Genomic DNA, 20,323 nt, shown 5'->3' on the forward strand with positions numbered 1-20,323 from the left:
AGCGGCCAACGGCTGCGCCCCGTGCGCACCAGCGCCGGCTCCGCCAGCGCCGGGCTCCGGCCCAACGACCAATAACAATGACGGAGAAGCTCCATGAGACTGTCCAAGCGCGTCACCCTGTTTGCCGCCGCCGCGGCATTCACTGCCAGCACGGCTGCGATCGCAGCGCCCACGTTCATCAACATCCTCACCGGCGGCACCAGCGGGGTTTACTACCCGATCGGTGTGGGCCTGTCGCAGCTGTACAACGAGATCGACGGCGCCAAGACCTCGGTGCAGGCCACCAAGGCCTCGGTCGAGAACCTGACCCTGCTGCAAGCCGGTCGCGGCGAGCTGGCCCTGGCCCTCGGCGACTCGGTGGCCGATGCCTGGAACGGCGTCGAAGACGCCGGCTTCAAGGCCCCGCTCAAGCGTCTGCGCGCGATCGCCGTGGCGTACCCCAACTACATCCAGATCGTCGCCAGCGAAGAGTCGGGCATCGAGACCCTGGAAGACCTCAAGGGCAAGCGCATCTCCGTCGGCGCGCCCAAGTCGGGCACCGAACTCAACGCCCGCGCGATCCTCAAGGCCGCCGGCATGAGCTACGACGACATGGACCGGGTGGAATTTTTGCCCTACGCCGAGTCGGTCGAGCTGATCAAGAACCGCCAGCTCGACGCCACCCTGCAGTCCTCGGGCCTGGGCATGGCCGCGATCCGCGACCTGGCCTCGACCATGCCGGTGAACTTCGTCGCCATCCCGGCCGAAGTCGTCGAGAAGATCGGCAGCCCGGCCTACCAGCCTGGCGTCATCCCGGCCGGTACCTATGACGGCCAGGAGAAGGACGTGCCCACGGTCGCGATCAACAACATCCTGGTCAGCCATGAAAAGGTGCCGGAAGAGATCGCCTACCAGATGACCAAGCTGATGTTCGAAAACCTCGACAGCCTGGCCAACGCCCACTCGGCAGCCAAGTCGATCAACCTCGACACGGCGGCCAAGAACCTGCCGATCCCGCTGCACCCCGGCGCCGAGCGCTACTACAAAGAAGTCGGCGCGCTCAAGTAAGCGCCCCGCGGGAGCGGGCTCACCGCTCCCGCCACCGGTTCGCGGCCAGGTCCTCTGGTCGACGCGAACACCCCTAATCCGCGAGATCACCCTTGCAGTGAGAGTATTCCCATGAGCGAGAGCCAAGGGCTGCACGACAGCCCCAGCCAATGGCCGAAAGCGATCTTCTACGTCGCGCTGCTGTTTTCGGCGTATCAGATCATCACCGCCGCCTTTCACCCGTTTTCGAGCCAGATTCTGCGCGCCGGGCACGTGGGCTTCCTGCTGCTGCTGGTCTACCTGTGCTATCCCGCGGCTGGCCAGGGCCGACCCTGGCAACCCCTGGCCTGGCTGCTCGGCCTGGCCGGCATGGCGACCGCGTTCTACCAGTGGTGGTTCGAGGCGGACCTGATCCAGCGCTCCGGCAGCCTGACGACCGCGGACATGATCATCGGCATCATGCTGATCGTGCTGGTATTCGAAGCCGCGCGACGCGTCATGGGCCTCGCCTTGCCGATCATCTGCGGCCTGTTCCTGGCCTATGGATTGTTCGGCGAATACCTGCCGGGTGACCTGGCCCACCGCGGCTATGGCCTCGACCAGATCGTCAACCAGCTGTCCTTCGGTACCGAAGGGCTCTACGGCACGCCGACCTACGTTTCGGCGACCTACATCTTCCTGTTCATCCTGTTCGGCTCGTTCCTCGAGCAGGCGGGGATGATCAAGCTCTTCACCGACTTCGCGATGGGCCTGTTCGGCCACAAGCTCGGCGGCCCGGCAAAGGTCTCGGTGGTGTCTTCGGCATTGATGGGCACCATCACCGGGTCCGGCGTGGCCAACGTGGTGACCACGGGCCAGTTCACCATCCCGCTGATGAAGCGTTTCGGCTACCGCGCGGCATTCGCCGGCGGGGTCGAGGCCACGTCAAGCATGGGAAGCCAGATCATGCCGCCGGTGATGGGCGCCGTCGCCTTCATCATGGCCGAGACGATCAACGTGCCCTTCGTCGAAGTCGCCAAGGCGGCGCTCATTCCGGCGCTGCTGTACTTCGGCTCGACCTTCTGGATGGTCCACCTCGAGGCCAAGCGCGCCAACCTGCGCGGCCTGCCCAAGGAGGAATGCCCGAGCGCCTGGGGCGCGGTGAAGGAGCGCTGGTACTTGCTCATCCCGCTGGGCGTGCTGATCTTCCTGCTGTTCTCCGGCCGCACGCCGATGTTCTCCGGCACCATCGGGCTGGCGCTGACGGCGATCGTCATCCTCGGCTCGGCGATCATCCTCAAGGTGTCCTCGACCGCGCTGCGTATCGCCTTCTGGGTGGCGCTCGGCGTGCTCTGCGCGGGCTTCTTCCAGCTCGGGATCGGCGTGGTCTTCGCGGTGATCGGCCTGCTGGTGGCGGTCTGCTGGTTCATCAAGGGCGGCCGCGACACCCTGACCATCTGCCTGCATGCCCTGGTCGAAGGTGCGCGCCATGCGATCCCGGTCGGCATCGCCTGCGTGCTGGTCGGCGTGATCATCGGCATCGTGACGCTCACTGGCGTGGCCTCCACCTTCGCCGGCTACGTGCTGGCCATCGGCAAGGACAACCTGTTCCTGTCGCTGGTGCTGACCATGCTGACCTGCCTGGTGCTGGGCATGGGCATCCCGACCATTCCCAACTACATCATCACCAGCTCGATCGCAGCGCCGGCGCTGCTGGACCTGGGCGTGCCGCTGATCGTCTCGCACATGTTCGTCTTCTACTTCGGCATCATGGCCGACCTCACGCCGCCGGTGGCGCTGGCCTGCTTCGCCGCGGCGCCGATCGCCAAGGAGCGACCGCTGAAGATCAGCCTGTGGGCGGTGCGTATCGCCGTCGCCGGCTTCGTGGTGCCCTTCATGTCGGTGTACGACCCGGCGCTGATGATGCAAGGCGGCGACTGGGGCGCGACGATCTACATGCTGCTCAAGGCCGCCTTCGCGATCGGCCTGTGGGGCGCGGTCTTCACCGGCTATCTGCAGCAGCCGATGACCTGGTGGGAACGCATCCTGGCCTTCGCTGCCGGCGTTGCGATGATCCTGGCGATGCCGATGACCGATGAGATCGGCTTCGCGCTCGGTGCGATCTTCGTCGCGCAGCACTACTGGCGCGCCCGTCGCGCGGCACCGGCGATCGCCTGATGCTCGGTCTGTGCCTGGGGTTGGCGGGGGTGGTGTGGGCCGAGGTGCCCACACCCACCTTCACGCTGGCCTGGAAACACACCATCGAGAAGATTCGCTGGGAAGAGGATTACCGCGTCGCGCCGGAGGGTTTGCTACTCCAGGGCGCGCGGGTCAAGGGTTCAGGCGCCGGCATGGAAATTCCCGCCGACGCCGAACTGCGCGAGGGCGCCTGGCACTACAAGCGCCAGCTCCCGCCCCTGCAACCCCTGCGCGTCGGGCGAACGCCCGAAGCCGGGGATTACCAACTGTGCTTCGATCAACGTTGCCACCCGATGAGCGAATGGCTCGGCCCGCCAAAAGCGAGCCAGCCGGCGCTCGAACTGTGGAGCTGCACCGTCTCGACGGCCGCCAGCCCCACCTCTTCGTCCTACCCGGTCGAGGATTGAAACCAGCGGCCGGCCACGCCGGCCCGCGGGTTCCACGTGGAACCGCTCACCTCGCCTGCCACTGTCCCTTGCTGGCCCCTTCGCAGGCAGGCTTCAGAAAGCGCGCATCCGTCGCCACGCCGTAGTAGTGGATGTCCTGCCGATAGGGCATGTTCGACACCTGGGCGTTCTGGCAGACCCCGAACGCACCCGCCGGGCAGCGCTCGACGAACTCGACTTCCACCGTTTGGCCAGGCAACGACGGCTTGCAGAAGCCGGTGCGAAACATCGCATCGGGAATGGTGCGGTTCTCCTGGCAGACGGTGACCTCCACCCGCTCGGATCGCGAATGCACGACACAGGCCTGCCCCAGCGCATCGCCGGCCAGGCACGATAGAAGCAACAACCCCAGGCAGCGCATCGGCGATCCTCCTCGAAGGCGCGCGACTCTAGCATGCCGATCGGGCCCGCTGCTTTACGGCGGTCGCGAAGCGGCGCACCATCCGGCGCATGCTCCGCCATATCCCCACCCACCTGATCGCTGGCCCGCTTGGCGCCGGCAAGACCAGCACCTTGCGCGCCCTGCTGACGCAGCGTCCCGCCGGTGAGCGCTGGGCCGTGCTGATCAACGAGTTCGGCCAGATCGGCCTCGACCTCGCCCTGCTCCAGGACGCCGCCGGCAACGGCGCGCACCTGGCCGAGATCGCCGGCGGCTGCCTGTGCTGCGTCAACGGCGCGCCGTTCCAGATCGGCCTCGCACGCCTGCTGCGCCAGGCCCAGCCGGACCGGCTGTTCATCGAGCCTTCCGGTCTCGGGCATCCCCAGACGCTGCTCGCTCAGTTGAGCCGTTCGCCGTGGAACGATGTGCTCGCCGTGCAGCCTTGTGTGATGGTGCTCGACGCCTCCGCGCTGGCGCAGGGCGCCGCGCTGCCGCCGAGCCAGCACGACGCCCTGGCGCTGGCCGAGTTGCTGGTGATGAACAAGTCCGAGGCGCTGGATACGACCGGGCGCGCCTCGCTGGCGGGGCGATTCGCCGATCACCGGCTGTACTGGACCCAACAGGGTGAGCTGCCGATCGATCAACTGCCCGGCATTGCGCGGCGGGCCGGCGGAACGAGCGATCCGGCCGAGCCCGTCGCCGAGCCGCCACGGCTGTGGCTCGATCCGACGCAGCCGCAGTGCGATGTCCAGTCACAGGGCGAGGGCTGGAGCATTGGCTGGCGCTGGCACCCAAGCCAGCGGCTGGTGCGTGAGCATCTGCTGGACTGGCTGGGCACGCTCGCCTGGCAGCGCGCCAAGCTGGTGCTTCAGGACGACGGCGGTCGTTGGCTGTCGGGCAACGCGACCGTTGGGGATGCCGTCGTGCTGCGACCCAGCGAATGGCGTCGCGATTCACGCATCGAACTGATCTTCGATCGGCCGCAAGACGCGAGCGCGCTGAGCGCCGGCATGCTGGCCTGCCGGCAGGCGTAGGGCTTACGAACGCTCGCGCCGCCACTGATCGAGCATCACCACCTTGGCCGGTGCCTTGGCGCCTTCCTTTTCCCGTGCGTCGGGGGCCTCGGGCGGCGTCTCGACGGCATAGGCGTCGAGGCGAATGCCGCCGACCCGCGGCCCGAACATCACCACCTCGCCGTGGTGGCGCCGCTCGCCGGTTACCGTGAATTCGAAGCGATAGCGCCGCCCCAGCCGCCGGCGGCCCCGAAGATCCCGCTCCAGGCCGAAACGGGCGAAGGCCACCGTATCGTCCAGCAGCTCGACGCCCTCCTGCCGACAATGCCGCACGACCGCCGCCAGCGCCCGCTCGCGAATGCCCTGCGCATGCCAGAACCAGGCACCGGCACCCAGCGCGCACATGAGCAGGAACAGGGTGGTGAGATCGAACACGGCCGGCCTCCAGCGAAAAGGTTCCGCAGCTTAACGCAGCCCGAAAAGGATCGGGTGGCAAACTGGACATGTAGCTTTTTCTACGTACACTGTAGACATTACCGCATCCCGAGAGACCGACCATGCTTTCTGCCGCTACCGAACTCGATCCCGCCCGCCTCGCCGACGAAGACAGCCGGCGCGATTTGGCGCGCGTCATCGGTGCGCTGTTCGATCGCTGGCAACTCGACACCGACCAGCAGATGCAATTGCTCGGCATGAGCCCGAAGAGCCGCAAGCTGCTGCCGCGCTATCGCAACGGCGACCAGCCGCTACCGAGCAGCCGCGATGCCCTCGACCGGGCGGGGTACCTGCTGGGCATCCACAAGGGGCTGCGCCTGTTGTTCCCGGAAGACGAGCAGCTTCGGTTCAGCTGGATTCATCGCCGCAATCGCGTGCTCGAAGGCGCTACGCCGCTGGAAGTGATGATGCGCGACGGCCTGCTGGGCATCGCACGCATCGCCCGCCTGGTCGACTTCCAGCGAGGACGGTGAATGGGCCTGCTGGACACCACCTGCGATTTCTGCGCGCCGGTCTACCGCAATATCGTCTCGCTGCGCGTGTCGGCCGACCTGTTCGATGACCTGGTGCCCGATGCCAAGGCGCGCGACGTGGCGCTGGCCGCCGAAATGCGCGTGCGTACCCGCGCGACCGGCGTCATCGAGCGCGGCCTGGCCTACAGCGAAGCGATCGGCTATCCGTTCGAAGCGGATACCAGCGTCGCCAGTCGCTACGGAGATGGCACCAACCGCGTCTGGTACGGCGCGCTCGATGAAGACACCGCGCTGGCGGAAACCTGCTACCACCAGATCCAGATGCTGCGCGACGTCGAGGGCGTCGACCGGGTCGTGACGCGCTATCGCAAGGTCTGGCGCGTCCAGGCCAGCGGCCTGTTCATCGACCTGCGGGCCAAGCTGGACGCGTTTCCAGAGCTGATCGCCGACGACTACGGCCGCACGCAAGCCATCGGCAAGCGCCTGGTCCATGAAGGCCTGCCCGGGCTGCTCTACCCGTCGGCGCGCTGGCAGGGCGACTGCCTGGCCGCCTTCCGCGCCGAGCCGCTCAGCCAGCCGGTGCAACTCTACGACCTGACCTACCGCATCGATGCGGCCAATGGCTGGGTGGACGTGGAGCGCGAGCCGGGCCGGTTGCTCAAACGGCTGTCGCTCGCCGAGCTCGGTCGCCAGCCCGCCTGAGGCTCAGCTTTCGAGCCAGACGTCGCGCGCCCAGTGCCAGACCGACTCCCAGCTCTCTTCGCTCAGCTCGCCGCTGTCGCTTTCCCAGAGAAACACCTCGCCCTCCGGGTCGACCGCGTAGTAATCGCTGCCGTCCTGGCAGAGCGGCACCAGATGCCGTGGCACGCCGGCATCCCAGGCGTTGGCGGCCACCTCCGGCAGGTAGGTGTGCGATTGCGGATCCGCGGCGGTCACCGGTTCGAGCCGGCCGTAGACGACATCGCTGACCTGCAGCAGGAACTGGCGAAGGTCGAACGGCAGGCCGATCAGAATCTGTTCCTCGACCTCCACCAGCACGTCGTCGTCGGGCAATTCGAGCGGAACGGGCACCGGCTCGTTGCGTTCGCGAAGTTCATCGATCACATCTTCCAAGGCGTTTCCTCCTGCAATGGCGTGGCAGAGCATAAAAGGCGGCTCGGGGTGTGGACAGCCCCGCCCGTGAGGCGCCGCCGCCGGGTACCTGCCCGAGTCCCCCCGAAGCAAGGTAGCTAAGGCACTGGGCGACGCGCTAAAGTGCTTGCCGCCCTGGAATGTGATGTTGTCTTCAGCAAGGGAGTCGTGCGGTCCGGTTCATCCGGCCGAGGGCATGGGTGGCAGCCATCGTTTTTTCTGGCGCCTGTACGTCGCATCCAGTCCGTCCGGCCAGAAGAGAGGAGGCCTATGGCCACCGTCGAAGACCCCGCCGCGCTCGCGCATGCCATCGCCAATTGCGCCAACGAACCGATCCATATCCCCGAGAGCATCCAGCCGCACGGTTTCCTGTTCGTGCTCGACGAACCCGGCCTGCGGGTCGTCCGCGCCAGCGCCAATACGCGAGAGTGGCTGGGCATCGAGGCAACCACGCTGATCGGCCGCCCACTGACCGAGCTGATCGATGACCCGGCGCTGGCCAGCCGGCTCGAGTCGCTGGAAGAAGGCGATCCCAACCCGTTTCATCTGAGCGACGTCCGCCTGACCACCGGCCATGACGCCTCGACGACCTTCGCCCTGATGGGCCATCGCTACAAGGGCCGCCTGATCGTCGAGTTCGAGCGTGCCGTGGACCCGAGCCAGGCTTATGACACCCTCTACCCGCTGATGCGCACCTTCGTCCTGCACTTGCAGCAGGCCAGCGGGCTGGAAAGCCTGTGCGCGCTGGCCGTGCGCGAAGTGAAGCGCATCACCGGTTTCGGACGGGTCAAGGCGTATCGCTTCGATGACGAGGGCAACGGCACGGTCCTCGCCGAAGAGGCCGATGCCGGCTATCCCAGCTACCTGGGTCTGTGCTTTCCCGCATCGGACATCCCGCCCCAGGCCCGGCGCCTGTATCGCGACAACCTCGTGCGGGTCATCCCGGACGCCACCTATCGTCCGGCACCGCTGCTGCCGGCCGCGCCCGACCGACCGCTCGACCTCAGTTTCGCCTCGCTGCGCAGCGTCTCGCCGGTGCATCTGCAATACATGCGCAACATGGGCACGCTGGCGTCGATGTCGATTTCCATCGTCATCGGCGACCGGCTCTGGGGCCTGATCTCCTGCCACCATGCGCAGCCGCGCGTCGTCAGCTACCACACGCGCACCGCCTGCGAGCTGCTCGGCCGCATGCTGGCCCTGCAGATCGAGGCGAAGGAATCCCACGCGCTGGCCCAGCGCAAGCTGGTGCTGCGCCAGCAGCTGGTCCACCTGCTCTCGGCAATGGCCGATCGCGATAGCGTCGTCGAAGGCTTCATGTGCCTGCAGGACGTGGTCCTGAATTTCGCCAGCGCCGACGGCGCCGCCATCGTTTCCGGCGAGCAGTGCGAATGTGCCGGCAGCACGCCGCCGAGCGAGGCCATCCTCGCCCTCACCCGCTGGCTGGGCGAGCACAGCGACCAGGTGGCCTTCCAGACCGACAACCTCGGCCGTGACCTGCCCCAGCTGCCACAGCTGACCGAGCAGGCGGCCGGCATCCTGGCCATCTCGATTTCCCGCCTGCACCCGCATTACCTCATCTGGTTCCGCCAGGAGCGGGTCAAGTCGATCCGCTGGGCCGGCAAGCCGGAAAAGCTTGTGGATGCGGACAGCGGTGCGCTCAGCCCGCGCCACAGTTTCGACAGCTGGCAGCAGACCGTGCGCGGCCATTCGCGCCCCTGGGAGCCGGTCGAAGTCGAGTGCGCGCTGGAGCTGCGCAACGCGGTGCTTGGCATCGTCCTGCGTAAGGCCGAGGAAATGGCGCAGCTGGCCGGCGAGCTGAAGGAGAGCAACCAGGAGCTCGAGGCGTTTTCCTACAGCGTGTCGCACGACCTGCGCGCGCCCCTGCGCCACATCGCAGGCTATGCCGAGCTGCTGGCCGATCTGGAGGGCGGCAAGCTCTCCGAGCGCGGCCTGCGCTTTCTCGACAACATCGGCGATGCGGCGCGCTTTGCCGGCACGCTCGTCGACAACCTGCTGAGCTTTTCGCAAATGGGCCGCTCGGCGCTTCGCCTGTCGGACGTCAACCTCGCTGCGCTGGTCGAGTCGATCCACCGCGAGATGGCCCCCGACTACGAAGGCCGCGCGATCGAATGGCGCCTGCATCCGATGCCGATCGTGGTCGCCGATGCCGCCTTCATCCACCTGGCACTGCGCAACCTGATCGCCAATGCCATCAAGTACACCCGCGGTCGCACGCCCGCGACGATCGAGATCGGCGCCGAAGAGCGTACCGATGAGGTGATCGTCTACGTCCGCGACAACGGCGTCGGCTTCAACATGAAGTATTCCGGCAAGCTGTTCGGCGTGTTCCAGCGCCTGCACCGGATGGAAGAATTCGAAGGCACCGGCATCGGCCTGGCCAGCGTCAGGCGCATCGTCGAGCGCCATGACGGCCGCGTATGGGCCGAGAGCGAACCCGACAAGGGCGCTACCTTCTTCTTCTCGCTGCCAAAAACCCCCTACTCCGCCTCGCAACACTAGAGAACATCGATGCTGAAACCCATCTTGCTGGTGGAAGACAACCCGCACGATCTGGAACTGACACTGGTCGCCCTCGAGCGCAGCCAGCTGGCCAACGACGTCATTGTCCTGCGCGATGGCGCCGAAGCGCTGGATTACCTCCAGCGCTCCGGCCCGTTCGCCGGTCGCGTCGACGGCAACCCCGCCGTCATGCTGCTGGATTTGAAACTCCCAAAGGTCGACGGCCTCGAAGTGCTGAAGACCGTACGAGAAGACCCGGAGCTGCGCAGCATTCCGGTGGTCATGCTCACGTCCTCCCGTGAAGAACCCGACCTCAAGCGTGCCTATGAACTGGGCGTCAACGCCTACGTCGTCAAGCCCGTTGAATTCAAGGATTTCGTCGCCGCCATTTCCGATCTCGGCATCTTCTGGGCCGTGCTCAACGAACCGCCACCCGGTTCGCTGCGGCTGGCGCGTCGCCACGGCGGGTCCGCCAGTGACGACGATACCTGACGCCGAAAGCCGGAATCCGGGCGCCCCGTGGGTCGCCGCAGCAGTGGGAAGGTTATGCCAGCGTCCAAGCAGATAAGCATCCTCTTCATCGAAGACAGCCCGCACGATGCCGAGCTGGCCCTCGTCACGCTCGAACGCGCCGGGTATCAGATCGAAGCCACCGTGGTCTACGACCGGAACGGTGTCGCCGCGGCGCTCGAGCGGCAGACGTTCGATCTGATCCTGTCGGACTTCATCCTGCCGGGTTTCTCCGGTGCCGAAGCCCTCCAGCAGGCTCAGCAGTTCGCCCCCCATACGCCGTTCATCCTCCTTTCGGGGGTCTTCGGTGAAGAACATGCGGTCGACATGATGCGCTCGGGTGCGATCGATTACGTCCTCAAGCGCAACCTGAAATTCCTGCCGCGCGCGGTGGACCGTGCCCTCTCCGAAGTGCGCGAACGCCGCGGCCGGCTGCGCGCGGAGGAGGCCCTGCAGGAAGTCGAGGTGCGCGCCCGGCTGGCGATCGACGCGGCGCGCCTGGGCATGTGGGACTACGAGCCGCAAAGCGGCACCCTGATCTGGGACGCGCGTAGCCGGGCGATGTTCGGTCTGCCGCCGGACGCGCCGGTGGATTTCTCGACCTTCGAACAGCGCTGCCATCCCGAGGACCAGGAGCGCCTGCGCGACGACGTCCGCCGTGCGCTTTCCGAGGAAGGCAGCCACGAGTACAGCGCCGAGTACCGCATCCTGTTGCCAGACAGCACCCTGCGGTGGATCCAGACGCGCGGCCAGTCGTTCTTCGAAGACGGCCTGTGCAAGCGCTTCATCGGCGTGCTGATGGACGTCACGCCGCAGAAGCTGGCCACCGAGTCGCTCGAGCGGCTCAACGAACTGCTCGATGCCCGGGTGCAGGAGCGCACCCGCGAGCGGGACCGTACCTGGGAGCTGTCGCGCGATCTGCTGGCGGTGATGCGCTTCGACGGCAGCCCGGTCGCGCTCAACCCGGCGTGGGAAAGCACCCTCGGCTGGACGGTCGAACAGCTCACCGAAGCGCCCCTGACGCGCCTGGTGCATCCCGATGACCTCGACGCCACCTACGAAGAGCGCGAACAGGTGCGGCAGGGTCAGGTCACCCACCGGTTCGTCAACCGGATGCGCCATGCCGACGGCAGCTACCACTGGCTGTCCTGGACGGCGGTGCCCGACAGCGGCATGGTCTACGCGGCGGCGCGCGATATCACCAGCGAAATCGCCGCGATCGACAAGCTGGCCGCGGCCAACCGGCAGCTGGTCGAGCAGATCAAGGAACGCGAGCGCGTCGAAGCCACCCTGCAACAGATGCAGCGGCTCGAGGCGGTCGGCCAGCTGACCGCCGGCGTGGCCCACGATTTCAACAACCTGCTGACCGTGATCCTCACCAGCGCCAGTTTCCTCACACGCGACCTTCAACTGAGCGGCGCGCCGGGCAAGATGCTGCAACGGCTGGACAACATCCGCGACGCCGGCGAGCGCGGCGCCAAGCTGACCGGCCAGCTGCTGGCCTTTTCCCGTCGTCAGCAACTGGCGCCCAAGCCGATCGACCTCAACGACACCCTGGTGGGCATGCTCGACCTGTTGCAGAGCACGCTCGGCGGCAGCGTGTCGATCGAGACCAACACCGGACGCGGGCTCTGGCACGCGCTGGTCGACCCCACGCAGATCGAGCTGATCATCCTCAACCTCGCCATCAATGCCCGCGATGCGATGGAAGTCGGCGGCACCCTGGTGGTCGGCACGCAGAACGTGGTGGTCACCGATGCCCCCGTGCGCGCCGAAGACCCCGAACCCGGCGAATACGTGATGCTCTCGGTCAAGGACAACGGCAGCGGCATGGATGCCGAAGTCGTCGAGAAAGCCTTCGAACCCTTCTTCACCACCAAGGAAGTCGGCAAGGGCTCGGGGCTCGGGCTGGCGCAGGTGTTCGGCTTCGCCAAGCAATCGGGCGGCGGCGCGCGCATCGAGACCGAACTGGGCGTGGGCACCACCGTGATGGTCTTCCTGCCTCGCGTGCCCGCTCCGGCCAGCGACGCCGCCAGCCACCTGCCGAACGCCGCCACCGCCGGCATGGATGGCGACCAGCGCCGGGTGCTGCTGGTCGATGACGATCACAGCGTGCGCGAGGTGACAGCGCAGATGCTGCTCGACCTCGGCTACCTGGTCATCGAGGCCGAAAGCGGCGAGAAGGCGTTGCAGGCGCTGGAGCAGAATCCGGTCGACCTGCTGCTGGCCGACTTCGCCATGCCGGGCATGAATGGCGGCGAGCTGGTACGCGCAGTGCGGGTGCGCCATCCGGGCCTGCCGGTCGTGTTCGTCACCGGCTACGCGGAACTCGAAGGGCTCGGCATGAGCGATGCGCAGATCATCCAGAAGCCTTTCCGTGGCGAGGAGCTGGCCCGCCAGCTGCATGCGGCGCTCAGCGAGAGCGTCCAGTGACCGGCTTGCGGCAGCAGCTGAGGGCCGCCACCGCGCCGCTGCACGAGGCGGTGGACGAGGCCTTCGCGGGGTTTCGCCTGGATTCGCGCACTGGCTATGTGCAATTTCTTAGCGCCCACTGGCGGGCCGTGCAGCCGCTGGAATGCTGCCTGGAGCAGGCCGGCATTGATCGCCTGCTGTCGGATTGGCCGCAGCGCACACGCCGCATGGCGCTGAGCGCCGATCTCGAACGGCTCGGGATCGAGCCACCAACGCCGCTGCCGGCGCCTCGTATTGCCTCGCTCGAGGGCCTCTGGGGCGCGGTCTACGTGCTCGAAGGCTCGCGCCTCGGGGCACAGGTGCTGTCGCGCCGGGTCGATTGCGGTGACCGGCCGGCGCCGCTCGCCTACCTCACGCACGGTGCCGATCGATCGCTCTGGCCCACCTTCCTCGAACGGCTCGAAACGGCCGGTCCGCCAGCCTTCGGCGCGCCGCTGCTGGCCGGCGCCGAGGCGGCATTCGCGCTGTTCCTCACGGCGTCCCGCCTCGAACGCGGCGCCTGCAAAGGTACACTTCTCGCAACCCCGTAGCGGTGTGCAACGGCAGACAGCCGGTCCGCCCGCCGATCGACCAACGGCCGAGCGCGATGGCCAAAGCGACGTCTAAGGCGGAAACACAAGAGGGACACCCTCATGCTGCAACCGCTCGAAGGGCTCGCATTGAACGGTCTGTGCTGGACGCCCGACATGCCCGCCGCGCCGGGTGGATGGCCGCTGCTGGTCTTTCTTCATGGCTACGATGAAGCGGCGCCGCTACCGCCCGAGCGCGCCCTGACCCGCCACGGACCGCTCAACCCGGCCAATCCGTCGTGGGTTCTCGAGACCTTCGTCATTGTCGCGCCGCAGCTACCGGAGGCCGGCGACCATTGGCTGGACTACGCCGATGACGTCCTCGCGATCCAGGCGCAGGTCCAACGGGACCACGCCTGCGATTCGCGCCGTTGCTACTTGTCGGGGTTCAGCTACGGCGGCAACGGCGTGTTCGACATCGCCGCCGCGTCGCCGGAACGCTGGGCGGCGAGCTGGCCGGTCGATCCGACCCGCCTGCCACGCGACGCGCTCGATGGGCCCGTCTGGCTGTCGATCGGACAGGTCGCACGCCGGCTGGAAATGCGCTTCGTCGAGACGCTGAACCTGGCACCGGCCGGCCCGGAACCCCAGGGCGATCGCCTCTACCTTGACGAAGGCGCCGATCACGTGGGATCGGCCCGGCTGGCCTACCGCGACCGGCGCATCTACGACTGGCTGCTGCGGCAGCGCCTCGCTGGCTAGCCGCGCCAGTCTTCGCTGAACGCCGACCCGGCCTGCCGAGTCGGCCGCCAAGCCGATACAGCAGCCGCCTCCCTTTAAAAACTAGCGCGCCGGCAGCGCTGCATCACTCCACCGTGACGGACTTGGCCAGGTTGCGCGGCTGGTCCACGTCGGTGCCGCGCAGCACCGCGACATGGTAGGACAGCAGCTGCAGCGGCACGGTGTAGAGGATGGGCGACAGGGCATCGTGGATGTGCGGCATCTTCACCAGCACGGTGCCCTCGCCGTCCTCGATGCCGGCACTGCCGTCGGCGAAGACGATCAGCTCGCCGCCGCGGGCGCGCACCTCCTGGAGGTTCGACTTGAGCTTTTCCAGCAGCTCGTTGTTCGGCGCCACCGTGACGACCGGCATATGGCTGTCGACCAGCGCCAACGGGCCGTGCTTGAGCTCGCCGGCCGGATAGGCTTCGGCGTGGATATAGGAAATTTCCTTGAGCTTGAGCGCACCTTCCATCGCCACCGGGTACTGCTCGCCACGTCCGAGAAACAGGGTGTGCTGCTTTTCGGCGAAGTTCTCGGCAACTTTTTCGATGGTCGGGTCCATCGCCAACGCCTCGCCCAGCCGCGTCGGCAAGCGGCGCAGCTCGTCGACCAGCTCGCGCTCGACGTCGGCCGCCAGCGCGCCGCGCGCACGGCCGAGGCTCAGCGTGAGCAACATCAGGGCAACAAGCTGGGTGGTGAACGCCTTGGTCGAGGCGACGCCGATTTCCGGACCCGCCTGGGTCAGCAGGGTGAGGTCGGATTCGCGCACCAGCGAACTGGTTCCGACGTTGCAGATGGCGAGGCTGGCCAGGTAGCCCGCAGCCTTGGCGTTGCGCAGGGCGGCCAGGGTATCGGCCGTCTCCCCGGACTGGGAGATGGTGACGAAGAGGCTGTCGGGCTGGACCACGACCTTGCGATAGCGGAATTCACTGGCGACCTCGACCTGGCACGGAATGCCGGCCAATTCCTCGATCCAGTAACGCGCGACCATGCCAGCGTGGTAGCTGGTGCCGCAGGCGACGATCTGTACATTGCGAACCCTGGCGAACAGTTCTGCTGCGGTCGGTCCGAAGGCCTCGATCAGCACGTGATCCTGCGCCAGGCGGCCCTCGAGGGTGCGCTGGACGACTTTTGGCTGCTCGTGAATCTCCTTGAGCATGAAGTGCCGGAACTCGCCCTTGTCGGCCGCTTCGGCGCCCTCGTGGTATTGCACGACCTCCCGATTGACCGCATCGCCGGCCTGATTCCAGACCTGGACCGAATCGCGACGAATCTCGGCGATGTCGCCCTCCTCCAGGTACATGAAGCGGTCGGTGACCTGGCGCAGCGCCAGCTGGTCGGACGCGAGGAAGTTCTCCCCCAGCCCCAGCCCCACCACCAGCGGGCTTCCGCTACGTGCCGCCAGGATCCGGTCGGGCTGACGGGCGCTGACCACAGCCAGCCCGTAGGCACCGTGCAGCGCCTTGACGGCCGCCTTGAGCGCCACGGTCAGGTCGCCGAGTTCGTCGAGCTTCTGGTGCAGCAGGTGGACGATGACCTCGGTGTCGGTGTCCGAGCTGAACACATAGCCGTCGGCCTTCAGCTGGCGACGCAGCGCTTCGTGGTTCTCGATGATGCCATTGTGGACGACCGCCAGGTCGTCGCCGGAAAAATGAGGATGGGCGTTGCGTTCGCAGGGCGCACCATGGGTGGCCCAACGGGTGTGGGCGATGCCAAGCCGACCGCCGAGTTCGGCTTCCCGCTGGGCGCTTTCCAGCTCGGCGACCTTGCCGCTACGACGCAGGCGCCGCAGCGCCCCGCTGGCATCGAGCACGGCCAGCCCGGCGCTGTCGTAACCGCGGTATTCAAGCCGCTTGAGCCCTTCGAGCAGGATGGCGGTGATGTTGCGTTCGGCGATGGCGCCAACGATGCCACACATGAGCTATCTCCTAGGAATGGGCGGCCGGTGCGCAGATCAACCTGACGCCCCTGGCCTGGATTCGATCGCGCGCCTCGTTCGAAAGGCGCTCATCGGTAATGAGGGTGTGAATGCTGCCCCACGGCAGTTCGAGGTTCGGCATGCGGCGGCCGATCTTGTCCGACTCGGCCAGCACCACGACTTCGCGCGCCACCTCCGCCATGACCCGCGAGAGATCGAGCAACTCGTTGAACGTCGTGGTGCCGCGTTCCAGGTCGATGCCATCGGCGCCGATGAACAGCTGATCGAAGTCATAGGAACGTAGAACCTGTTCGGCCACCTGTCCCTGAAAGGATTCGGAGTGCGGGTCCCAGGTTCCCCCGGTCATCAGCAGCACCGGCTCACGCTCGAGCTCGCGCAGGGCGTTGGCCACGTTCAGCGAATTGGTCATCACGACGAGCCCCGGCGTGCGGCCGAGCTCCGGCACCATGGCCGCCGTTGTGCTGCCGCTGTCGAGAATGATGCGCGCATGTTCACGAATACAGCCGACCGCGGCGCGCGCAATGCCCAGCTTGTGGGCTGAAACCGGCTGCGCGTTGTCGGCGATGAGATCGTGGGGCATCGGCACCGCCCCGCCGTAGCGCCGCAGCAGCAGGCCGTTGTTCTCCAGCGCGGTGAGGTCCTTGCGAATGGTCACCTCGGAGGTGGCGAACTCGCGAGCGAGCGCTTCCACGCTCACCTCGCCCTGCTCGGCGAGCGTGGCGAGAATGGCGTGACGACGCTGCGGGGTATTTCGCTTCGACATCGATAGTTTCGATTCGTAAGTTATCAGGCGCGAATCAAAACATGCCGTGGGGAGCCTCCGCAAGCGATGCCGTGCAAGAAGCGGGCAGCGTCCTTGGTGGGCCGAAAGGCAGTCTTAGTCGCCCTTACCCGCAAAGCAGAACATTCGAGGGTGGCTTCACCCCGCCCGTTGATGCGCAAACAGCCGCACCGCGATAGGGCGAAGATCAGCCGGAGCACGATTCAGACCGGCTTCTTCTTCACCGGCCGCTGCCAGCCCTCGATGTTGCGCTGGCGCGCACGTCCTACCGCCAGGTTGCCCGCCGGAACGTCGCCGGTGATCACCGAGCCGGCCGCGGTGGTAGCGCCAGCGCCAAGCGTCACCGGGGCCACCAGCGCACTGTTCGAGCCGACGAATACGTCTTCGCCGAGCTCGGTACGGTACTTGTTGGCACCGTCATAATTGCAGGTGATGGTGCCGGCGCCGATGTTGCTGCGCGCACCGATGCTCGCATCGCCGAGATAGCTCAGGTGCCCGGCCTTGGCGCCTTCGCCAAGCCGCGCATTCTTCACTTCGACGAAATTGCCGACATGCGCACGGGCCTCCAGTACGGCGCCAGGGCGCAAGCGCGCGAATGGCCCGCAGTCGGCCCCTTCGCCAACCTCTGCACCTTCCAGGTGGCTGCTCGCCTTGATGACCGCCCCGCGGCGCAGCACGCAATCACGAATCACGCAGTTCGGCCCGATCTGAACCTCGTCTTCGATCACGACCCGGCCTTCGAGCACCACGTTCACATCGATGAGGACGTCGCGCCCGACCGTCACCTCGCCACGAACGTCCAGGCGCGCCGGATCGCGCAAGGTCACCCCCTGCGCCATCAGCCGTCGCGCCACCCGCTGCTGGTAATGGCGTTCGAGCTGAGCCAGCTGGATACGGTCGTTCGCGCCCTGGACCTCGACCGGGTCCTGCGGCTGCTCGGTGGCCACGCGCAGGCCGTCCGCCACCGCCAGCGCAATCACGTCGGTGAGGTAGTACTCGCCTTGCGCATTGTCGTTGGACAGGCGCTGCAACCACCCGGCCAGACGATCCCCAGGCACCGCCAGGATGCCGGTGTTGCCCTCGCGAATCAGCCGTTGCTCGGCGCTGGCATCCTTGTGCTCGACGATCGCACGCACCTGGCCATCGTCGCCGCGCACGATACGGCCATATCCGGTAGGGTCGTCGAGTTCCACGGTCAGCAGCGCGATCTGCTCGGCGCTGACCTGGGCGAGCAAGCGCTCGAGGGTCTCGACTTCGATCAGCGGAACATCGCCATAGAGAATGAGCACCCGCTCGGCTTGCAGATCGTCGGCAGCCTGGGCAACCGCATGTCCGGTGCCGAGCTGCTCAGCCTGATGAAAGAACGCGATATCAGTGGCGCCGCACTGTTCGCGAACACGCTCGGCACCGTGCCCGATCACCACGCGAATCGCATCCGGTGACAGCAGCCGAGCGGTGTCCAGCACATGGCCCAGCATCGATTTGCCGGCCACGGGATGAAGCACCTTCGGCAATGCCGAACGCATGCGGGTGCCTTGACCGGCGGCGAGAACGATGACTTGCAGGCTCATGAATCTGCTCCCTCGGGGCATTGAATGGGTTGGACCGGATTCTACCGGCGGGCACGCAGGGCCGGTACCGCGGACGTCTTCTGACGGCTGAAACGCAAGAAGGCAGCCTAGGCTGCCTTCTTCATTTAGCTCAACGCCTTAGCGCTTGGCTTGCCGCCGAAGCTGCTGGATGGTCCGCAGCTGCGCCGCGGCTTCCGCCAACTGAGCCGAAGCGGCTCCGTAGTTGAACTCCGAACCCTTGGCATTCAGCGCCTTTTCAGCGGCCTTGACCGCTTCCTGCGCTGCCGCCTCGTCCAGATCTCCCGCGCGAAGCGCCGTGTCGGCAAGGACCTTCACCATGTTCGGCTGGACTTCGAGGAAACCGCCGGAGATGTAATACACCTCCTCCTCTCCGCCTTGCTTCACCAGGCGAACCGGACCCGGCCGCAGATCAGTGATCAGCGGCGCGTGGCCGGGAGCGATTCCGAGGTCACCGAGGTTGCCATGAGCAACGACCAGTTCGACCAGACCGGAAAAGATTTCCCCTTCTGCACTGACGATATCGCAATGGACTGACATGGCCATATCTAACCTCACGTAACGATCTGCCAGGCCGAAACGACGCCGGTAGCTCCGCTCGCCCTGCAGGCGACGCGTCGGCCAACCGGGCCGCTAACGCAACGACAGACCGCGACGCCCGTTGCCGGGCGTACGGATTACAGTTTTTTGGCTTTCTCAATGGCTTCTTCGATGCCGCCGACCATGTAGAACGCCTGCTCGGGCAGGTGGTCGTAGTCGCCGTTGAGGATGCCCTTGAAGCCCGCGATGGTGTCCTTCAGCGACACGTACTTGCCCGGCGAGCCGGTAAAGACTTCGGCCACGAAGAACGGCTGCGACAGGAAGCGCTGGATCTTGCGCGCACGGGATACGAGCTGCTTGTCGGTTTCCGACAGTTCGTCCATACCCAGGATCGCGATGATGTCCTTCAGCTCCTTGTAGCGCTGCAGTACGTACTGCACGCCGCGAGCGGTCTCGTAGTGCTCGGTGCCGATCACGTTCGGGTCCAGCTGGCGCGAGGTCGAGTCGAGCGGATCGACCGCCGGGTAGATACCCAGGGAGGCGATGTCGCGCGACAGTACGACGGTGGCGTCGAGGTGGGCGAAGGTGGTGGCCGGCGACGGGTCGGTCAGGTCGTCCGCAGGAACGTATACGGCCTGGATCGAGGTGATCGAGCCTTTCTTGGTGGAAGTGATGCGCTCCTGCAGCACGCCCATCTCCTCGGCCAGGGTCGGCTGGTAACCCACCGCCGACGGCATACGGCCGAGCAGTGCGGATACTTCGGTACCGGCGAGGGTGTAACGGTAGATGTTGTCGACGAACAGGAGAACGTCACGGCCTTCGTCACGGAACTTCTCGGCCATGGTCAGGCCGGTCAGCGCGACGCGCAGACGGTTGCCCGGCGGCTCGTTCATCTGGCCGTACACCAGGGCCACCTTGTCGAGAACGTTGGAGTCCTTCATCTCGTGGTAGAAGTCGTTCCCTTCGCGGGTACGCTCGCCCACGCCGGCGAACACGGAGTAGCCGCTGTGCTCGATGGCGATGTTGCGGATCAGCTCCATCATGTTCACGGTCTTGCCCACGCCGGCGCCGCCGAACAGGCCGACCTTGCCGCCCTTGGCGAACGGGCAGACCAGGTCGATGACCTTGATGCCGGTTTCCAGCAGTTCATTGCCGCCCGCCTGTTCGGCGTAGCTCGGCGCCGGGCGGTGGATGCCCCAGCGCTCTTCCTCGCCGATCGGGCCCGCTTCGTCGATGGGGTTGCCCAGCACGTCCATGATCCGGCCCAGGGTCGCCTTGCCGACCGGAACGGAAATGGCGGCGCCGGTGTTGCTCACGTCCAGGCCGCGCTTGAGGCCCTCGGTGGAACCCATCGCGATCGAACGGACGATGCCGTCGCCCAGCTGCTGCTGGACTTCAAGGGTGGTTTCCGCGCCCACGACTTTCAGCGCGTCATAGACGTTCGGCACCTGATCACGCGGAAATTCCACGTCGATGACGGCGCCGATGATTTGAACGATACGTCCACTGCTCATCTTCTGGTCCTCTAACTAGTTG

At 66.5% G+C, this 20,323-nt stretch carries 19 protein-coding genes; 11 read left to right on the top strand and 8 right to left on the bottom strand.

Translation table 11 applies throughout. The features are described 5' to 3' along the window. The first annotated feature begins 93 nt into the window (after nt 1–93). From D7325_RS15195 to D7325_RS15205, 3 genes are all read left to right on the top strand, one after another. Entirely contained in the window at nt 94–1,047 is a 954-nt protein-coding gene (locus D7325_RS15195) for a TAXI family TRAP transporter solute-binding subunit (RefSeq protein ID WP_120997098.1), read from the top strand. Nucleotides 1,048–1,158: 111 nt separating this feature from the next. Next, the gene (locus D7325_RS15200; RefSeq protein ID WP_120997100.1) at nt 1,159–3,183 is read left to right on the top strand and encodes a TRAP transporter permease; all 2,025 of its coding nucleotides are present in this window, start codon (nt 1,159–1,161) and stop codon (nt 3,181–3,183) included. Further along, on the top strand, nt 3,183–3,611 hold the full coding sequence (locus D7325_RS15205) for a DUF1850 domain-containing protein (RefSeq protein ID WP_120997102.1): 429 nt from the start codon (nt 3,183–3,185) through the stop codon (nt 3,609–3,611). Before D7325_RS15200 ends, D7325_RS15205 begins: the two co-directional genes overlap by 1 nt. A gap of 46 nt (nt 3,612–3,657) precedes the next feature. Here the strand turns inward: D7325_RS15205 and D7325_RS15210 are convergent, their stop codons facing one another. Beyond that, on the bottom strand, nt 3,658–4,011 hold the full coding sequence (locus D7325_RS15210) for an NADH:ubiquinone oxidoreductase (protein ID WP_120997104.1): 354 nt from the start codon (nt 4,009–4,011) through the stop codon (nt 3,658–3,660). Nucleotides 4,012–4,100: 89 nt separating this feature from the next. Here D7325_RS15210 and D7325_RS15215 point away from each other — a divergent pair, with 89 nt between their 5' ends. Beyond that, the gene (locus D7325_RS15215) at nt 4,101–5,063 is read left to right on the top strand and encodes a CobW family GTP-binding protein (protein WP_120997106.1); all 963 of its coding nucleotides are present in this window, start codon (nt 4,101–4,103) and stop codon (nt 5,061–5,063) included. A 3-nt stretch (nt 5,064–5,066) separates the two neighbouring features. Here the strand turns inward: D7325_RS15215 and D7325_RS15220 are convergent, their stop codons facing one another. Beyond that, nucleotides 5,067–5,477, bottom strand: coding sequence for a DUF3301 domain-containing protein (locus D7325_RS15220; RefSeq protein WP_425452321.1), 411 nt, complete (start codon nt 5,475–5,477; stop codon nt 5,067–5,069). 122 nt (nt 5,478–5,599) lie between these two features. Here D7325_RS15220 and D7325_RS15225 point away from each other — a divergent pair, with 122 nt between their 5' ends. Together D7325_RS15225 and D7325_RS15230 are read left to right on the top strand one after the other, a co-directional pair. Continuing rightward, nucleotides 5,600–6,010 carry an antitoxin Xre/MbcA/ParS toxin-binding domain-containing protein gene (locus tag D7325_RS15225; protein WP_120997108.1) on the top strand — a complete coding sequence of 137 codons (411 nt, stop codon included), beginning with the start codon at nt 5,600–5,602 and terminating at the stop codon, nt 6,008–6,010. After that, nucleotides 6,011–6,712: an RES family NAD+ phosphorylase gene (locus tag D7325_RS15230; RefSeq protein ID WP_120997110.1), complete on the top strand. Its 702-nt coding sequence runs from the start codon at nt 6,011–6,013 to the stop codon at nt 6,710–6,712. 3 nt (nt 6,713–6,715) lie between these two features. Here D7325_RS15230 and D7325_RS15235 read toward each other — a convergent pair whose 3' ends face one another. After that, entirely contained in the window at nt 6,716–7,123 is a 408-nt protein-coding gene (locus tag D7325_RS15235) for an SMI1/KNR4 family protein (RefSeq protein ID WP_120997112.1), read from the bottom strand. A gap of 288 nt (nt 7,124–7,411) precedes the next feature. On the opposite strand from D7325_RS15235, the gene D7325_RS15240 reads away from it, so the two are divergent. The 5 genes from D7325_RS15240 to D7325_RS15260 all read left to right on the top strand — a co-directional run bounded on the left by D7325_RS15240 (nt 7,412) and on the right by D7325_RS15260 (nt 13,917). After that, a complete protein-coding gene (locus tag D7325_RS15240; protein WP_120997114.1) occupies nt 7,412–9,664 on the top strand; it encodes an ATP-binding protein in 2,253 nt (750 codons plus the stop codon). A 9-nt stretch (nt 9,665–9,673) separates the two neighbouring features. Beyond that, complete coding sequence (locus D7325_RS15245) at nt 9,674–10,156, top strand: response regulator (protein WP_120997116.1); 483 nt, start codon at nt 9,674–9,676, stop codon at nt 10,154–10,156. A 54-nt stretch (nt 10,157–10,210) separates the two neighbouring features. Beyond that, on the top strand, nt 10,211–12,607 hold the full coding sequence (locus D7325_RS15250; RefSeq protein ID WP_120997118.1) for a hybrid sensor histidine kinase/response regulator: 2,397 nt from the start codon (nt 10,211–10,213) through the stop codon (nt 12,605–12,607). Continuing rightward, nucleotides 12,604–13,176, top strand: coding sequence for a biliverdin-producing heme oxygenase (locus tag D7325_RS15255; protein WP_120997120.1), 573 nt, complete (start codon nt 12,604–12,606; stop codon nt 13,174–13,176). Before D7325_RS15250 ends, D7325_RS15255 begins: the two co-directional genes overlap by 4 nt. 102 nt (nt 13,177–13,278) lie before the next feature. Then, the gene (locus D7325_RS15260; RefSeq protein WP_120997122.1) at nt 13,279–13,917 is read left to right on the top strand and encodes a hypothetical protein; all 639 of its coding nucleotides are present in this window, start codon (nt 13,279–13,281) and stop codon (nt 13,915–13,917) included. Nucleotides 13,918–14,020: 103 nt separating this feature from the next. Here D7325_RS15260 and glmS read toward each other — a convergent pair whose 3' ends face one another. The 5 genes from glmS to atpD form a co-directional block, all read right to left on the bottom strand. Continuing rightward, entirely contained in the window at nt 14,021–15,856 is a 1,836-nt protein-coding gene (gene glmS, locus D7325_RS15265) for a glutamine--fructose-6-phosphate transaminase (isomerizing) (RefSeq protein WP_120997124.1), read from the bottom strand. 10 nt (nt 15,857–15,866) lie between these two features. Further along, nucleotides 15,867–16,640: a DeoR/GlpR family DNA-binding transcription regulator gene (locus D7325_RS15270; protein WP_120997126.1), complete on the bottom strand. Its 774-nt coding sequence runs from the start codon at nt 16,638–16,640 to the stop codon at nt 15,867–15,869. A gap of 221 nt (nt 16,641–16,861) precedes the next feature. Further along, nucleotides 16,862–18,229, bottom strand: coding sequence for a bifunctional UDP-N-acetylglucosamine diphosphorylase/glucosamine-1-phosphate N-acetyltransferase GlmU (gene glmU, locus D7325_RS15275; RefSeq protein WP_120997127.1), 1,368 nt, complete (start codon nt 18,227–18,229; stop codon nt 16,862–16,864). 138 nt (nt 18,230–18,367) lie between these two features. Next, complete coding sequence (locus tag D7325_RS15280) at nt 18,368–18,793, bottom strand: F0F1 ATP synthase subunit epsilon (protein WP_120997129.1); 426 nt, start codon at nt 18,791–18,793, stop codon at nt 18,368–18,370. Between the two features lie 131 nt (nt 18,794–18,924). Continuing rightward, nucleotides 18,925–20,301 carry a F0F1 ATP synthase subunit beta gene (atpD, locus tag D7325_RS15285; protein WP_120997131.1) on the bottom strand — a complete coding sequence of 459 codons (1,377 nt, stop codon included), beginning with the start codon at nt 20,299–20,301 and terminating at the stop codon, nt 18,925–18,927. Nucleotides 20,302–20,323: the final 22 nt, after the last annotated feature.

It is taken from the genome of Stutzerimonas urumqiensis (assembly GCF_003640395.1).
GTDB classification, from domain to species: Bacteria; Pseudomonadota; Gammaproteobacteria; order Pseudomonadales; family Pseudomonadaceae; genus Stutzerimonas; species Stutzerimonas urumqiensis.

Excerpts from the sequence above, each read along its gene's own strand:
- D7325_RS15195 (WP_120997098.1), top strand. The coding sequence starts at position 94 with ATGAGACTGTCCAAGCGCGTCACCCTGTTTGCCGCCGCCGCGGCATTC.
- D7325_RS15200 (WP_120997100.1), top strand. The coding sequence starts at position 1,159 with ATGAGCGAGAGCCAAGGGCTGCACGACAGCCCCAGCCAATGGCCGAAA.
- D7325_RS15205 (WP_120997102.1), top strand. The coding sequence starts at position 3,183 with ATGCTCGGTCTGTGCCTGGGGTTGGCGGGGGTGGTGTGGGCCGAGGTG.
- D7325_RS15210 (WP_120997104.1), bottom strand. The coding sequence starts at position 4,011 with ATGCGCTGCCTGGGGTTGTTGCTTCTATCGTGCCTGGCCGGCGATGCG.
- D7325_RS15215 (WP_120997106.1), top strand. The coding sequence starts at position 4,101 with ATGCTCCGCCATATCCCCACCCACCTGATCGCTGGCCCGCTTGGCGCC.
- D7325_RS15225 (WP_120997108.1), top strand. The coding sequence starts at position 5,600 with ATGCTTTCTGCCGCTACCGAACTCGATCCCGCCCGCCTCGCCGACGAA.
- D7325_RS15230 (WP_120997110.1), top strand. The coding sequence starts at position 6,011 with ATGGGCCTGCTGGACACCACCTGCGATTTCTGCGCGCCGGTCTACCGC.
- D7325_RS15240 (WP_120997114.1), top strand. The coding sequence starts at position 7,412 with ATGGCCACCGTCGAAGACCCCGCCGCGCTCGCGCATGCCATCGCCAAT.
- D7325_RS15245 (WP_120997116.1), top strand. The coding sequence starts at position 9,674 with ATGCTGAAACCCATCTTGCTGGTGGAAGACAACCCGCACGATCTGGAA.
- D7325_RS15250 (WP_120997118.1), top strand. The coding sequence starts at position 10,211 with ATGCCAGCGTCCAAGCAGATAAGCATCCTCTTCATCGAAGACAGCCCG.
- D7325_RS15260 (WP_120997122.1), top strand. The coding sequence starts at position 13,279 with ATGCTGCAACCGCTCGAAGGGCTCGCATTGAACGGTCTGTGCTGGACG.
- glmS (WP_120997124.1), bottom strand. The coding sequence starts at position 15,856 with ATGTGTGGCATCGTTGGCGCCATCGCCGAACGCAACATCACCGCCATC.
- D7325_RS15270 (WP_120997126.1), bottom strand. The coding sequence starts at position 16,640 with ATGTCGAAGCGAAATACCCCGCAGCGTCGTCACGCCATTCTCGCCACG.
- glmU (WP_120997127.1), bottom strand. The coding sequence starts at position 18,229 with ATGAGCCTGCAAGTCATCGTTCTCGCCGCCGGTCAAGGCACCCGCATG.
- D7325_RS15280 (WP_120997129.1), bottom strand. The coding sequence starts at position 18,793 with ATGGCCATGTCAGTCCATTGCGATATCGTCAGTGCAGAAGGGGAAATC.
- atpD (WP_120997131.1), bottom strand. The coding sequence starts at position 20,301 with ATGAGCAGTGGACGTATCGTTCAAATCATCGGCGCCGTCATCGACGTG.